Source organism: Hymenobacter terrigena, from assembly GCF_054776515.1.
Genome location: NZ_BAAHBU010000002.1, coordinates 1,127,359 through 1,142,454, shown reverse-complemented (window position 1 = coordinate 1,142,454; position 15,096 = coordinate 1,127,359). Strand labels below are relative to the sequence as shown.

The following is a 15,096-nucleotide window of genomic DNA, read 5'->3' as shown; positions in this document are numbered from 1 at the left end:
AAAATGGCCTAAATACCGCAACTGGGGTTAATCAATGCCCAGAATGGTGCTTATCTGCACGGTCAGCAAATCGAGCACGAAGACGACGAGCGATGCCACGACCACGGCAGAATTGGCCGCCCGGCCCACGCCTTCGGTGCCCTCCGTCGCATGGTAGCCTTTGTAGCAGCCTATCAGGCCAATGGCGAAGCCGAAGCAGACGCATTTTACCAGGGACTCCACCACCGCGGCCAGGGTGAGCTTGTTCAGAATGTCGTTGATAAACAGGGGCACGGAGGTGTCGCCGTGCAGCCGGACTCCCAGATAAGCCCCGCTCAGGCTGATGGCATCGGCCAGGATGGAGAGCACCGGCACCATGAGCGTGGCAGCCACCACCCGCGTCACCACCAGGTACTTAAACGGGTTGGTGCCCGAAACTTCCATGGCGTCAATCTGCTCGGTCACGCGCATCGAGCCCAGCTCGGCCCCAATGTTGGAGCTGACCTTGCCGGCCACCATCAGGCCCGTGATGATGGGCCCCATCTCGCGAATGATGGTGATGCCCACCATGGTCGGAATCCACGACTCGGCCCCGAACTGCACCATGGTCGGCCGCAGCCGCATGGTGATGACCAGGCCCATAATAAAGCCCGTGACGCCCACCAGCAGCAGCGACTGATACCCGACCGCGAAGCACTGGCGCACCAGCTCGGCCCACTCGAAATGCGGCCGGAACAGCTCGCGGAAGAACCGCCCGGCAAAGCGGGTCAACAAGCCGGTCTGGTTCAGCAACGAGTCTTCATTCACGGCTAACTGCACGCGGCGTGCCGGCTAGTACACAAGGGAAAGGGCTTTGCCCCAACCCTGGTTTTACGGGCGCGCGCCGGGGTTGTTCGGCTAGAACCGCTTGCTTATAAGCTCGTTTGCTCGTTTTTTAGGTCGAATACATCACCGCCGGCATAGCGCGGGTCTTCGGCAGCATAGGCGGCGTGAAGCTTGGCTTCGGGGCCGCCCTCCGCGATGAGGGCGGCGGCGGCATCGCGGGCCGGGTCGGTGGTTGTCGCTGGTTTATCGGTCTCCTTGCCGAAGGTGGCGTAGTGGGGAGTGCCGACATGGGGTTTGGTGGCCGGCTCACTGGTGGCGGGCTTGACGAATTTGCGTTTCGTTTTCATGATAGATAGAAATAACAAGAGGGTGGATAATGCAGGCTAAATCAATTGGAAATAAGGTCGGGGGCTAGTCCGATTCCTCGGCGGGGAGCAGCAGCACCGGTTTCTGGCTGCGGCTGATGACCTGGGCCGTAACGCTGCGGTGAAACAGCCGCCCCAAAAAGCTGCGCGGCCGGGCAATGAGCACCACCAAATCGGCCTGGGTATCGAAGCTGGCTTGCAGAATGCCGTCGGCGGGCGACTGGTGCGCTATCTGGTACAGCTCGACCGGGGCGTTTTCGGGCAGGAGCATGCTGGCCCTCAGTTCGGCCCGCACCAGCTGGTTGGAGAATTCGAGCGGCTCGTCCTCTTCGGCCAGGTGCGCGAGGGTGTAGGTGGCCGGGCAAGCGGCCAGCAGCGGGGCCAGGTGCCGGGCGGCCGCATTGGGCGTGAAGGGGTCGGCATCGAGCGCTACCAGCACGCGCCGGGGCAGAGTGGGGGGCGGTGCGGCCTCGGGCACCAGCAGCAGGGGCAGGTGCGTGGCGCGCAGCACGGGCAAAATCTGGTTGTGCAGCAGGTGGTCGAGCAGGCCGTGCTCGGCGCTCAGGCCCATCACCAGCAGCTGGGCCTGGTGCTGGCGCACGGCCGTCGTCACGGCATCAAACATGGGGCCGGCTGCTTCCTCTACCACGGCCAGGCCGGGCAACTGCCGCGCAATCGACCACAGTCCCTCAAGCCGCTCATTTCGTTCCTGGACGGCTTCGCGGGTTTCTATTTCGGCCAGCTCCGGCGTTAGTAATACCGGATAGGTGTTGAGCGTGAGTAGGTTGAGTAATACGATGTTGGCGTGCAGGGGCGCGCCCAGCTTGGCGGCGTAGCGGGCTGCCCGCTCGGCGGTGGCCGATACGTTGGCGAGTACCAGAATGGAGGGTGCCATGGGAGGAAATCAACAGAAAAAAGGTGAGGGTAGGAGTAGGCGTAAAAAGCTTCGGCTCAGTCTTCGGCGGGCAGCACCAGCACCGGAATAGGGCTTTCCTGAATGAGCTGGGCCGTGACGCTGCGATGAAACAGGCCGCTCATGAAGCTGTGGTGCCGGGCCACCACCACCAGGATATCGGCTTCCAGCTGGGCGGCTTCGGCCAGCGCGCCGCTGGCCACGCGGGCGTGGTGCCGCTCGTGCAGGTGCAGGGGCGCCTCCGTGGGGTCTTCCACGAGGTCGTTCTGGGTCACGGTTTCGAGGAGGGCGCTGGCGGTGGGGCGCGGGTGCTCATCGTCGGTGATGTGCACCACTTCCAGGGTGCCCCGCAGGGCGCGCAGCAGGCGGTAGATGGTGCGGTGCTGCGGGCCGAGGTTGAACGGGGCGCCATCGACGGCCAGCAGCAGGCGGCGGGGCGGAAACTGGTCCCAGCCCATGGCCGGCACCACCAGCAGCGGGCAAGCCGCCTGGCGCAGCAGCCCCATGGCCGTGCGGGCCACCAGCCCGCGCGGTGCCCCATCGAAACCGGGCTGGCCCAGCACCACCGCCAGCAGCTCCCGCTCGCCCATGACTTCGCGCACGGTTTCGGAAATGGAGTCGTCGGAAAACTCTACTTCGGTGGGCACGGCCTGGGCGGCGGCCATCTTCCGCAGCTCGTGAAGCGTTTTTTCTTTGCCGGCCCAGGTGTAGAAGGCCCCGAATGCGTCGGGGGCCAGCAGGCGGTGGTGCTGGGCGTGCAGCAGCAGCAGATGCGCTTTCAGGGGCACCGCCAGCCCCGCCGCGTACGACAGCGCCCGGTTAGAAACAGCGAAAAAATCGGTGAGAACAACCAGGCAAGGCGACATGGCAAGGGGGGGAAAGAAGCGTGAAAACCCGGGGCTACCCGTGCACGGCCGTGCGCACCTGCAGCTCGTTGTTCACGAAGCGGGCGCCCGCCTCGTAGGCCTCAAAGCCGGCCTGCTCGCGGTCGAACCAGGTATCGACCGTGCCGGAGAGGGTGGCCACGCCGTTTTCCACCTTCACTTTCACATCTTGGTGGTAAAGGCCGGCCGACCAGTAGTGGCGCCGCCGGATGCGCTCAGCCAGGGCGTGGTCGGGGTCGGCGAGGGGGGAGTGGTGCAGGCCGGTGGCCGGGTGGCCGTAGGGCCGCACCCCGGTGGCGCAGGTGGTGCCGGTTACTTCGAGGCGGTTGGCCACCTCGGCCACGCCGGTGATGCCGGCGGCCACGTCGGCGGCGTGCGCCTGCTCGAAGTGGTTGCCCACGCGCCCATCCAGGTACACTTTGCCGTTGTAAACCATCACCATAAAGTCGAAATCGCCCACGTAGGGGTCGCGGGCCAGCGCATCCTTCACGTTTTGCCGGATTACCGCATCGGGCAGGGGATGGGGCGGGCGCACTTTCAGACGGTTCTGCACGTCCCATACGCCCACCACGTGGCGGGCGTCCTCTTCGGCGTCGAGCTTGGCGCGCAGGTTGCTCACGGTGCCGGTGAGGGTGACGTAGCCGTGGTGCACGGTTACAGTGGGCTCGTAGGACAGCACGCGCGGGTCGTAGCGGAAGGTGTCGTGCACGGCTTTGGCAATGTCCTCGTCGGGCCGGTGGGCAAACTTCTCGCGCCGCAAATCGCCCACCACGGCCCAGTAGGCCACAAACAGGTCGTGCGCATCCACGCGGGCGGCCCCGGCCTGGTAAGCCACGTCGATGATGCGCTCCTTCTCGGCCGCCGAGCCCACCGTGCCCGACAGGTGCACCACTTTATCGGTGGTGTGCACTTCCACCAGCGCACTATTTACCCGAACGTCCCAGTCGAGCACCTCCCGGATTTCGGTGGAGATTTCCTCGTCGGAGTTCATGATTTCACCGCCGCGCACCTTTAGGTTGTCGGTTTCGATGCGGCGCACGCCGCGCACGCCGCGCAGCACGCGCAGCACCAGCTGCTTTTCCTGCCAGGTTTGCACCACGCCGCTCACCGTCACGGTGCCGTTGGCTACGGCGCAGCTCAGCTTGTAGTCGTTGGTGGCGGGGTCGTGGGCCAGAGCGCGCTCCACGTCGCGGCGCAGCTCAGCATCGGACAGCTCCGGCGTGCGGATTTCCAACTCGTCCACCACGCTGCGCACGCCCCGCACGGCCAGGGCAATGTCCTTGGCGCGCTGCTTGGAAAGCAGGCTGTCGGTGAAGCCGGTCAGCTCCACCACGCCGTGCAGGGTGGTCACATCGATGAGGTGCGGCGTGACTCCGCGGCTGCTGAGAAACAGCGTTTCGATGGCCGCCGTGATGTCGGCGTCCGCTACGTTTTCCTGCGTGCTGGCTGGGGTCGGGTGTTCGATGGTTTCCATGAGCTTACGGGAATTAGAAGAAGAGAAAAACGCCGGCCCGGGCGGCGGGCGGCCGGGCCGGAATGTCCGGCGCGCCGCAGCTTGGACGAGCAGGGCCGGCGCGGCCGTGCGCGGCAAGCGCTTCGTAAAGTTCCGTCCCTACAGCGGGCAGGGCATTGAATACAATCAGCTTACTGTTTGATTTTTATCACATCATCGGGCACGGCGGAAGAAAGACCCGCCCGGTTCAGGCGGCCTCCACCACCTGCACCAGCTGCGCTACCTGGGCCGGCTTGCCGAAAACGTAAAGCGTGTCGTGCAGCAGAATGACCGTTTCGTTCGTCACCGGTTCCAGCATCGCGCCGCCGCGCCGGATGGCCAGCAGGCACAGGCCGAAGCGCCGCCGCAACGCGGCCTCCGACAGGACCTGGCCGGCCAGGCAGGTTTGCGGGTCGGCCTCGACGGGCACGGCGGCCAGTTCGGCCCCCGTCAGCCCCAGGTGAATGCCGGCCCAGGCCGCCCGGGTGAGCGAGTGGGGCCGCAGCATGGCGTGGCTGCCGTGCCGCAGCTCGCCGATGAGCTTTTCGATGTCGGCCTGAGGCACCAGAAAGCGGGCCAGCACGTGGGCCAGCACCTCCATGCTGGTTTCCTGCTCCTGCGCAATGACCTCGGTAGCGCCCACGTGGTAGAGGTTTTTGCGCTCGTACACGTACAGGGTGCGCACCAGAATGCACCCCACGGGGTTGAGCCGCCGGATGGCGGCCACGGCCCGCAGCGCGGCGGCCGGGTCCGAAATGGCCACCACCACCACCCGGGCCCGCACCACGCCCAGGTGCTCCAGCACGTGCTCGTGGGTCACGTCGCCGTACATGATGCGCTCGCCGCGTTTCAGGCCCCGGTGCACCTTGTCGGCATCGGCTTCGAGGATGATGTAGGGGAGCTTGGCAAATTTGGCGGCCCGTACGAGGTTGCGCCCGTTCAGGCCGTACCCCACGATGACGAGGTGGTCGGTGAGGGCGGGCCCGGCCGTGGCCACGGCCGGCGGGGGCGGGTCTTTGCTCACGTGCAGGCGCTGTTCCAGCTCCAGGGGCCAGGGCAGGCGCATCACCCACGCCACCACGGGGTGCGCCAGGGCCATCACGCCGGGCGTGCAACACATGGTGAGCACCGAAATGGCCAGAAAAACCTGGTAGCTGTCGGGCTTGATGAGGCCGGCCCGCAGCCCCTCCCGCGAGAGCACAAACGCGAACTCGCCCACCTGCGCGAGGGCCAGGCCGGTAAACAGGATTTCGCCCACCGGCGCGCGCAAAAAGGCCGTAGCCACCGGCGTCAGCAACATTTTTAGCAAGATGACCCCGATGGTGAGCAGCACGATTTCAATCGGGTGGGCCAGCAGCACGTGCACGTCGAACAGCATGCCGATGGACACGAAAAAGAAGCTCGCAAACACCTCCCGAAACGGCAGCACGCTGCTCACGGCCTCGTAGCTGTATTCGGATTCCGAGATTATCAGCCCCGCCAAAAAAGCCCCCAGCGCCAACGACAGCCCCGCCTGCTCCGTGAGCACGGCCACGCCCAGGCAGGTGCCGATGATGGTGAGCAGAAACAGCTCGCGGCTGCGGGTGCGCGCTACGGCCAGCAGCAGGCGCGGCATGAGGTAGCGCGCGCCCAGCCCCACCAGGGCCACCACGCCCAGGATTTTGACCACCATCAGGCCCAGCACCAGCAATTGGTTGCCGCCGTTCTGCCCGCTCAGCAGCGGAATGAGCAGCATCATGGGCACCACCGCCAGGTCCTGAAACAGCAGGATGGCCAGCACAATCTGCCCGTGCACCGACTCTACTTCCATGCGCTCCTGCATCAGCTTGAGCACGATGGCCGTGCTGCTGAGCGACAGCAGAAAGCCCCAGAACACGGCCGTGCCCAGCGAGCTGCCCATGGCCATGCTCAGCACCGCCACGGCCGTCACCGTGAGGCCCACCTGCAGGGTGCCCCCCAGAAAAACCGCCCGCCGAATCCGGCCCAGATTCTGCACCGAAAAATCCAGCCCGATGGTGAACATGAGCATGATAATGCCCATTTCGGCCACCTGGTCCACCTTGGCCGGCAGCTTCACCAGGCCCAGCGCGTAGGGGCCGGCCAGCATGCCCGTCACCAGAAACCCGATGATGGACGGCAGCCGGATGCGGTTGAACAGCAGCGTCACGCCCACCGACAGCAGCAGGATAACCAGCAAATCGTAGAGTAGGGAGTGGTTCATGGCGCGCAGCAGGGCGGCGTGCGCCACCACGGCAGGCGCGCCCACATCTGGGTGAGTCAGGCCATTGCCAGGTACCCATTAAACTACCCACCGCTTGCACCTCCGAAGCGGTAATCAACAGCCCACCCGGTTTTATCTGATAACTGGAATCATACTCAGCAATATTTTTACGTTACCGGCCTTTGTGGTCAGGCCGGGCACGGGGCCGGGCCCGCCCCGAGGCGCTCGAAGGATTTATACAGCCGCTTTACCAGAAACCGGGCCGCCTCGCGGGTAGCCTTGCGGGTGGATTTATTGTTCTTGTCCAGTAGCTTGCTGAGCTTGCGGTTGAGCTTCATCAAGGTGTTTGCCAAGGGCTTTTCCAGCTTGCGGGCGTATCTGGCACTCGGCCCGGCCAGGTTGGCCGGAGCATTCCCGGCCAGGTTGTGCGGTAGTTGGTGCGCGGCGGTTTTCATCGGGAAGCTGGCGTTGAAAGAAGGTGGAAATCTGCCGCTACGCAAGGGCCTGCCGGAGGGCCCGCCAGCAGCTTCTTAAAAGTAGAAAAACCGTTCGACCCGGAGTATGAGAAGAATCAGGCCCGGGGCTGATTTCAGTCTTGGTCTTTCCAGGAGGCACGACAACAGCCGAAAGTTCAGCTGATTAAGGTTATTCTTTGAGGCGCAGCGCCGGGAGAAATTGCCGCCCAACCACGGCACCCAGCGGGGCCGGCCGCATCCGCAACGGCCTCAGTAGGTGATGGTGCGGGCCAGCTTTGCGAGGTTGAGACTGCGGGCCGAGGCATCGAAAATGCGGCGGTAGGCCCCGTTCTGGTCGTACAGCTCCTGGTGAACGCCGGTTTCCACCACGCGGCCCTGTTCGAGGACGTAGGTGCGGTCGGCTTCCACAATCTGGGCGAGGCTGTGCGAGATGATGACCACCGTGCGGCCCCGCTTCAGGGCATCGAGGCTGGCTTTGATTTGCTCAGTGGTCACGGCGTCGAGGCTGGCGGTGGGCTCGTCGAGGAAGATGATGGGCGGGTTTTTGAGGAAGAGCCGGGCAATGGCGATGCGCTGCTGCTGCCCGCCCGAGAGCTGCTGGGCATCGGTTTCGTAGCCGCCGGGCAGCTGCATTAGCTGGTCGTGCAGGTGGGCCTGGCGGGCGGCGGCCTGCACCTGGGCCGGGGTGGCCTGCAGGTTGCCGTAGCGAATGTTTTCGTCCACGGTGCCCTTGAAAATGTGGTTTTTCTGGAGCACCAGGCCAATGTGCTGGCGCAGGGCGTGGGTATCGTAGTCGGCCAGGGGGCGGCCGTCGAGCAGGATTTCGCCGCTTTGGGGCTCGTAGAACTTGCAGAGCAAGTTCACCACCGTGCTCTTGCCGGCCCCGCTCAGGCCCATGAGGGCGGTGGTGCGGCCGGCTTCAATGGTCAGGCTCACGTCGCGCAGGGCCTGGGTGCCGCTGGGGTAGGTGAAATCGACGTGGCGCAGCTCAAACGTGCCGCGCAGGTTGGTGGGCGGCACCGCGCCGGTGGGCTCCACGGCATTGTCGGCATCCAGCATCTCGAAGAAGGCTTCGGAATAGGTGTGCACCTCGTTCAGCTCGTCGTACATCTGGTGGAGCTGCCGAATGGGCGCCGACACGTTGTGGAACAGCATGCTGTTGAACATGATGGTGCCGATGGACAGCTCGTGCGAGAGCACCAGGTAAGCCGTAAACACGATGATGGCCACCAGCCCCACCTGCTCGACCAGCGACTTCAGGCCGTTGAAGAAGAAGTTGGTCTTGCGCATCCGCAGCTGGGTTTCGCGCAGCTCGTGCTGGAGGCGGCCCTGCTTTTCTTCCTCGTACGGCTCGCGCACGAAGCTTTTGATGACCACGGCCGAGTCCATGAGGTTGAGCAAGCCGTGGTTTTTGTCTTCCTTGAGCTGGCGCATGCCGCGCCGCACGCCGCTCAGGCGCACGGCCTGCCGGTAGCTCAGCCAGAAATACACCGGCAGCACGGCCAGCGCCACCAGCCCAATGCGCCAGCTGGCCGCAAACATGACCACCAGCGACACCGCCGCGGCCGCCAGCAGCGGCAGGATGTCGATGAACAAGTCCTGCACCAGCTTCATGAGGGCGTCCACGCCCTTGTCGAGGCGGGTTTGCAGCTTGCCCGTCTGGTTGCTGCCGGCCGCGTAAAACCCTAGCCGATAAGACAGGATGCGCCGCACTGCGTCCTGGCTCAGCGCGCTGGATACGTACACCCGGATTTCCTCCCCGAAGTAGCTCTGGCCAAAATCCAGGGCCGCGTTCAGTACCTCTTTGCCCAGCAAAATGCCGCTGATGCCCAGCAGCAGCGGCATTCCTACTTTCAGGCTTTGCCCGTGGTGCAGCAGCGCCTGTACCTTGTCGACGGTGTAGCGCAGCACGAAGGGGTTGACCTGCGCCGTGAGCGAGCCAATAAGCGTGAGCCCCAGCGTGCTGACCACCAAAAACCGGTAGGGCCGCACATACGGAACCAAGCGCTTAATAATCTGCCAGATGCTCATGGCAGGCGGGCCGGGGGAGTTCATGCTGGCATGAGGCAGAAAAAATGACACTGACTAACCCGCCCAACCGCGCTAGCGGCTCGGCAGCAGCCGGGGCACCGTGCGCAGCAACAGCAGCGCCATCAGCCCGCTCACGGCCACCAGCGGCACCACCGAGCGCCGGATGGGCCGGAAGCGGCTGCGTCCCTTTTTCAATTCGATGAAGCCCACCGGCTTGAGGCGCACGCCCCCGCCGCCTCCCGTGCCGCCCTGCGCGTTGGGGCCGGTGCCGGTGCCCCCGCCAAAGCCATAGGCCGCCTGCGCCACGGGAATCACCGTCACGCCGTCGCGCTCCACGGGGGTGCCGTAGATGGTCGAGGCGTGGACCGAGGTGCTCAGGAGCTGCGCCAGCCGCTCGGCCACCGAAGACGTGAGCGCCGGAGCGGGTGAGGCGGCCGTCGATTCGGCTATCGCCATCGTGGGGGCGGATGTTGTGATTGATTCCATTTTTTAAGGTGTTTAATATCAGGGTGCTAATTGCTTTGCTGCGAATCTTAAATCAGAAAGCCGTTGTCCAGCGGGGTAGGCCGTTTGGGGCCCCGGCTGCGGGCCGCCTGGGAGGGCACCACCAGCACCGGCACCGGGCTCCAGAGCAGCATGCGCTTCGTGATGCTGTGGTGCAGCAGCTGGTCGAGGTAGCGGCGCGGGTGGGCCAGCAGCACCAGCCAGTCGGCCTGCGTCGTGGCAATGGCGTGCAACAGGCCCTGTTCGGTTTGGGTGGCATAAAACCCTTCCACGGTGGGAACGGGGCCCGGGGTAGGCAGCAGGCCGCTGGTGCGCACGTGGTGTAGGGCGGCGGCGCACACATTGTCGTCCTGCAAGGGCGAAGCGGCCACCACCGTTACCTGGCCGGGCATTAGCTGCCGCAGCAGGAGCCGCGCGGCCTCGGCACCGGCGTGCAGGGCAAAGGGCTCGTCGTCGGCGGCCACGGCCAGGTGCTGGGGCAGGTCGGGGCCGGCGTACACTTCGGGTACTAGCAGCAGGGGCAGGCGGGCGGTGCGCAGCTCGGCCGCTATTGCCTGGCTCAACTCGAAATCGGCCTGCTCGTCGGCGGGGCGGCCCAGAACGAACAGCGCCGGGGCGTGGCGGTGGGCCGCGTCGGTCAGCACACGGCTCAACATCCCGCTGGCCAACTCGATGGTGGCCGGCCGGTGCAGCTCATCGGCAAGCTGCTGCAAGTCGTGCCGCAGCTCGCGGCTGTCGGCGGGCGCGGTTTCCATCGGCACGTTGGGGTATTGCGCGGCCATCGCGTCGATGTGCAGCAGCACCAGCGGGGCTGCCAGCGCGCCGGCCAGCTCGGCGGCAAACCGCAGGGCCCGGCGGCTCTCCGGAAAGAAGCTGGTCAGGACAATGAGCGTGGGAGCCGGGGCTTTCGCCCCGGGCGACGCCGTGGGCTGCGGCTGATGGTGGGAGGGCGTTACGGGCGTAAGCATGAGGCAAAGCGAAACGTTAGGGTGGCACGGCGTCAGGCCAGGGTGGGCAGCACCAGCACGGGCACCGAGCTGCGGCCCAGCACCTGCGCCGTCACGCTGCGATGAAAAACCCCGCCGAGGAAGGTGTGGGGCCGGGCCAGCATCACAATCAACTGGCTGTTAAGCTCAGCCGCCGCGTGCAGAATGCCGTCGGCCGGGGCTTCCTCGCGCACCTCGTACAAGCTATTATTGGTGATGGGCCCGAATAGCTGCGTGCTCTGCACCGATTTTAAGGCTACATCGCCGTGCGAGGGGCCGTGCGTTTCGTGGGCTACGTGGGCCACGGCGGTGGTGGGCTGCAAGGCCAGTAGCAGCTCTCGCAGGGCCAGGGCCGGGGTGGCCAGGGCGAAGGCCCGCCCATCGGCGGCCACGAGTACGCGCTGCGGCAGCTCGGTTTCGGCCCAGCCCTCGGGCACCACCAGCAGGGGGTAGTGCGCGGCCTGGAGCACGGGCTCCACCTCGTGGGGCAGCAGGCGCGCGAGCCGGCCGGGATGCGCGGCGCGGCCCATGGCCAGCAGCAGCGGCTGGTGGCGGCGCACCGCATCGGCCACGGCCGAGGCCAGTGGGTCGAACGAGAGCTCCGCCTCGGCGGGCACGGGCAGCTGGCGCACCTGCTGCTGCAAGTCGGCCTGGATTTTTTGGCGGCCGGCCAGCTCCGCGGCGGTGGTCAGCACCAGTTCCTCGGGGTCGCGCAGCGGGTCCAGGCTCAGGTACACGTGCAGCAGCACCAGCCGGCCGTGCAAGCGGGCCGCCAGGCGGGCGGTGTAAGCCTGCGCATTTCCGGCGGCAGCCGACAAATCGGTGAGAACAACAAAAGCCGGTTTCATGGCAATGGAGCGTTGGGCCGGGAATGGGCGGCGGGTGAAGAGTTTTTTAATGCACTGATTTAAAGCTGGTACTAAACCAGTATGGCTTGATTCAGCGCTTCCCGAGCCCGTTCCAGTTCGGCAGCGGTGCCGTGGGCCATCAGCAGAAACTTGCCGGCTTTGAGCTCCACTTCGTAGCGCAGGGCGTCGTGCTCGGGCACGCCCATGCTCACCAGCGCCGCGCCCAGGGCACTCACGCCGCCCACCACCACGGCCCCTTCCAGCGCGCCCACCAGGGCACTCACCACCGGGCCCGCCAGCAGCAGCGGCCCGATGCCGGGCAGCATAAACATGGCCGAGCCCAGCAGCAGCCCCCAGATGCCGCCCCAGAAGGCCCCGATTCCGCCCCAGGTTTTCATGCGCTCGCCGGTGGTATAAAAGCCCAGCACCTTCTCTTCAACTTCATAGTCGGCCCCGACGATGGACAGCTTGCGCATGTCGTAGCCGGCTTGCTGGAGCTCTTTCACGGCCGCTTCGGCGGCCTGATGGGTGTCGTATACGGCCACCACGGTTTCGTTGCGTTTCATAATACAAGCGCGTTAAATGCAGAAAAGAGGGAGAAAAGCCAAGGGCTTATTTGCCGAAAGCCAGGGAGGACCGGGAGGGTGTGACGGCCCTTTGGCGCACCGGCGCTGCGGTAATTGCCGGAGGGCGGGCAGCCATCGCAGACTGCCCGTCCATTCCGGATTAGTGGCCGTTGTGGCCGCTTTAAAATCGATAGAAAGAGGGTAGACGGCAGAAGTAGAATATCGGGATACCGGGCGCAGCCAGGTTTCAATCCTCCGTCAGCAAGCGGTTGGGCTGCATGGAGAGGTCGGGGGCGGGGCGCGGAACGTTGGACATGCGGTGCCGGGTGGGCCGGGCCGGGGGCCAGGGCTGCCACAGGCTCCAGCGGCTGGCCAAGCTGCGCGACCAGTCCCGGAAGCGGGCCGCCAGCCGGCCCCGCGAGTACTGCCCCGGAGCCGGAGCCCACAGCACCCCCGCCGTGAGCCCGGCCAGAAGGCTCGTCCCAAAGGCCGACCATTGCGTGAGGGCCGGCTTTCGCATTCGCAACGGTTTGGTGGTCGTTTTCATAACGGCTGAGAAAAGGGGGAGTGGGTGAAAGCCATTGCGCATCAGCTGGGCTGTGCCCGGCGGGTGCTGATGCCCAGCAGCCCATAGAGGGGGCTGTATCCGAAGGCGCCGGTGCCCACCAGCGCCGCTGCCGTCAGCAGCCAGCGCAGCAGCGGCGGCCCGATTACTTGCCGCTGCAACAGCACGCCCACAATGATGGCCGCCAGCAGAAGGCGCAGGGCCCGGTCGAAAGAACCAATATTCTGTCGCATGATTGACAGGTGCTTACGTAAAGGATGACCTCGGTTCTGCCAGCGTCGGGCGGCCCGCTATGCTCCGTTCAAGTTGCCACTATGCTGCCGCGCCACCAACCTTAGCACCACCCGGCTTGCCGACTATCGCAGGTATGCCAAAGTTCCTGTTATAGCCGGTTGGCGGGCATGATGCCAATCAGTTTAACCCCCTGATTCTGGTCATGGAACCCGGCGACGGACCGGGCGTGCTGCTTCAGCTGATGCAGGGTGCGCGCAGGTCGACGAACACCAGGTACCAGCGCCCGCCTGCGCCCGGCGCCTGGGCAAAATGAAACCGCCAGCCGCTGCGCGTATGGAGCACCGTGCGCTGCACCTGCGCCTGCGCCGCCCGTCCCTGGGTCGCGGTGCCGCCCGTTAGCCGGGCGCGGGGCCACATATCCAGGGCCTGAAAATCGGTGGCCGGGCCGGCAAAGCAGCCATCCCGCGCAAAGCCGGAGCGCCCGTGGCCGTAATCGCCGCAGTCAATTTCCGGAAACTGGGCCACGGCCAGCAGCGCCGTGCACGCCTGGAGCTGCTGCTCCAGGCGCAACAGCGGTTCGCGGGCGTTGGCCTTCCGAAGGGCCGCCCCCGCCGCCACCCGCGTGATAGCCAGGCCCGTGTTGCCATCCTCCACCACCCACAGGCCCAGCGCGGGGTCGATGAGTTGGTTGAGCTGTGCGGCATCGTGCCGCCGCAGGGCACTTTGCAGGCGCGTCCAGGCACTGGCCACCTCCGTGTCGAGGGGCAGCGCCGGCGGGAGCGGGCGGCGGGCCCGGCCGCTCGTATCAGGGGGCAGCGGGGTGGCCACGGGCACGGCTCGGCTGGGGGCATCGGTTTCTTCACCACTCCGAGGGCTTTCGCAGCCGGTGCAGAATAGGGCGGCGACCAGCAACCAGGATAACCAAATTTGCGCGCGCATGGCAGGAGGAAAATAAGGCGGGTTAAGAACCAAAACGCAGGCCTTCCGGCGGCTCCGGGTTTGGGGCGAGCCAGTTCACGCCGGGGTGCAGCCACAGTTGGGTCTGGGCTTCGGTGGAGGTGGGGCCGATGTGCAGCTGGGCGGGCCATTCGGCCTGGGGCGGCAGGCTCAGCAGGATGCTTTCGAGCGGAACGCCGGTGGCCAGCCCGAGGCGGGTATCGCGGTCGAGCAGGAGGCTGAATTCGGCGCAATGGCCCCAGCGCACCACTTGCCAGCTTTTGTTGTGCGGGTGATAGGGCCGGTCGGCATTTTGGTGCATCAGCACGCCATATAGCCGGGGGTAGGTGAGGCCCAGCTGCCGCACAAACGTGAAGAGCTGGGCAAAAGAACCGTCTTTATCCACCATGAGGTGGTCGAAATACAGGCCGCCAATGCCCAGCGTTGCCTGCCGGTGGGGCAGGTAGAAATAGTTATCGGCCGCGGCCTTGAACCGGGCGTAATAGCCGGCATTGTGGGCCTGGCACAGGGCCGCCAGCTGGGCATGAAACCAGTGGGCCTGCGCCCGGTCCACATATACGGGCGTCAAATCCAGGCTGCCGCCAAACCAGGCTTCCCCGTTTTCCGCCTCCACATAGTGCATGCTCAAATGCGCAATGGGCACCCACGGGTTGCGCGGAAACTGCACCGCGTGCATGCGCACCAGGAAGTAAGCGGTGGGCAGGCTCAGTTGCCGCGCGGTTGCCGCCTCCAGCTCGTTCCGAACCGCCGAAAAGGCCACCCCACCTTTCTCCAGCACATCGCCGTGCTGAAGCACCCGGATGCAGCCGTGCCCGTTGGCCTGCTGCCAGTCCTGCCGCTCAAATGCCTGACCACTCCCATCCAGCAGGGCTAGTTGACGGCAAACTTCGTCCTGTAGCTGCTGCATCCAGCGTTCGGCAACCACCCGTGGCGGGGCACTGAGCAGGAAATCGGGGGCGGCCATGGACTGAAGCAGTGAACAGAAACCAGCAGGCAGGCGGATGGGTGGCGGGTGCGGTAACTTCTTTGCCAATCAAAAACCGGCGACCAAAATGCCTCACCGAATCACCACGGGCAGCAACGGAATGCCATCAGCCCGGCAGGCTAAAATTCACTGCCAGCCTCTTCTGTTAAAATGACCAGTATCATGGCGTGGCATGATGTAATTCATGTCCGTGAGATAGTTAGCTTAAGCGCTGCACCGTAATCGGGCAGTGGGGTGTTGGCGTACAAGGCGGCCCATTTCCACT

Annotated in this window: 16 protein-coding genes; all 16 read right to left on the bottom strand. The window is 65.4% G+C overall.

Going from position 1 to position 15,096, the window contains the following annotated elements; translation table 11 throughout:
* Window positions 1-27: 27 nt before the first annotated feature.
* A complete protein-coding gene (locus tag ACYU7Q_RS11655; protein WP_460609594.1) occupies window positions 28-786 on the bottom strand; it encodes an MlaE family ABC transporter permease in 759 nt (252 codons plus the stop codon).
* Window positions 787-890: 104 nt separating this feature from the next.
* Window positions 891-1,151, bottom strand: a complete 261-nt coding sequence (locus tag ACYU7Q_RS11650; RefSeq protein ID WP_460609593.1) for a hypothetical protein — start codon at window positions 1,149-1,151, stop codon at window positions 891-893.
* Window positions 1,152-1,215: 64 nt separating this feature from the next.
* Entirely contained in the window at window positions 1,216-2,064 is an 849-nt protein-coding gene (locus tag ACYU7Q_RS11645) for a universal stress protein (protein ID WP_460609592.1), read from the bottom strand.
* 56 nt (window positions 2,065-2,120) lie between these two features.
* Window positions 2,121-2,948 (bottom strand): universal stress protein, encoded by an 828-nt coding sequence (locus ACYU7Q_RS11640; RefSeq protein ID WP_460609591.1) that lies wholly within the window; start codon window positions 2,946-2,948, stop codon window positions 2,121-2,123.
* A gap of 34 nt (window positions 2,949-2,982) precedes the next feature.
* Complete coding sequence (locus ACYU7Q_RS11635) at window positions 2,983-4,440, bottom strand: BON domain-containing protein (protein ID WP_460609590.1); 1,458 nt, start codon at window positions 4,438-4,440, stop codon at window positions 2,983-2,985.
* A gap of 226 nt (window positions 4,441-4,666) precedes the next feature.
* Window positions 4,667-6,724 carry a cation:proton antiporter domain-containing protein gene (locus tag ACYU7Q_RS11630; protein ID WP_460609589.1) on the bottom strand — a complete coding sequence of 686 codons (2,058 nt, stop codon included), beginning with the start codon at window positions 6,722-6,724 and terminating at the stop codon, window positions 4,667-4,669.
* 143 nt (window positions 6,725-6,867) lie between these two features.
* A complete protein-coding gene (locus tag ACYU7Q_RS11625) occupies window positions 6,868-7,134 on the bottom strand; it encodes a hypothetical protein (RefSeq protein WP_460609588.1) in 267 nt (88 codons plus the stop codon).
* A gap of 270 nt (window positions 7,135-7,404) precedes the next feature.
* A complete protein-coding gene (locus ACYU7Q_RS11620) occupies window positions 7,405-9,210 on the bottom strand; it encodes an ABC transporter ATP-binding protein (protein WP_460609587.1) in 1,806 nt (601 codons plus the stop codon).
* Between the two features lie 48 nt (window positions 9,211-9,258).
* Window positions 9,259-9,642 carry a spore germination protein GerW family protein gene (locus ACYU7Q_RS11615; RefSeq protein WP_460609586.1) on the bottom strand — a complete coding sequence of 128 codons (384 nt, stop codon included), beginning with the start codon at window positions 9,640-9,642 and terminating at the stop codon, window positions 9,259-9,261.
* 77 nt (window positions 9,643-9,719) lie between these two features.
* Window positions 9,720-10,658, bottom strand: coding sequence for a universal stress protein (locus tag ACYU7Q_RS11610; RefSeq protein ID WP_460609585.1), 939 nt, complete (start codon window positions 10,656-10,658; stop codon window positions 9,720-9,722).
* A gap of 32 nt (window positions 10,659-10,690) precedes the next feature.
* Entirely contained in the window at window positions 10,691-11,524 is an 834-nt protein-coding gene (locus tag ACYU7Q_RS11605) for a universal stress protein (RefSeq protein WP_460609584.1), read from the bottom strand.
* A 71-nt stretch (window positions 11,525-11,595) separates the two neighbouring features.
* Window positions 11,596-12,090: a general stress protein gene (locus ACYU7Q_RS11600; RefSeq protein ID WP_460609583.1), complete on the bottom strand. Its 495-nt coding sequence runs from the start codon at window positions 12,088-12,090 to the stop codon at window positions 11,596-11,598.
* Window positions 12,091-12,337: 247 nt separating this feature from the next.
* The gene (locus tag ACYU7Q_RS11595; RefSeq protein WP_460609582.1) at window positions 12,338-12,637 is read right to left on the bottom strand and encodes a hypothetical protein; all 300 of its coding nucleotides are present in this window, start codon (window positions 12,635-12,637) and stop codon (window positions 12,338-12,340) included.
* Between the two features lie 41 nt (window positions 12,638-12,678).
* Window positions 12,679-12,888 carry a YgaP family membrane protein gene (locus tag ACYU7Q_RS11590; RefSeq protein WP_460609581.1) on the bottom strand — a complete coding sequence of 70 codons (210 nt, stop codon included), beginning with the start codon at window positions 12,886-12,888 and terminating at the stop codon, window positions 12,679-12,681.
* Window positions 12,889-13,123: 235 nt separating this feature from the next.
* Window positions 13,124-13,828 carry a hypothetical protein gene (locus tag ACYU7Q_RS11585; protein ID WP_460609580.1) on the bottom strand — a complete coding sequence of 235 codons (705 nt, stop codon included), beginning with the start codon at window positions 13,826-13,828 and terminating at the stop codon, window positions 13,124-13,126.
* A gap of 22 nt (window positions 13,829-13,850) precedes the next feature.
* Entirely contained in the window at window positions 13,851-14,810 is a 960-nt protein-coding gene (locus tag ACYU7Q_RS11580) for a coproporphyrinogen III oxidase (protein WP_460609579.1), read from the bottom strand.
* Window positions 14,811-15,096: the final 286 nt, after the last annotated feature.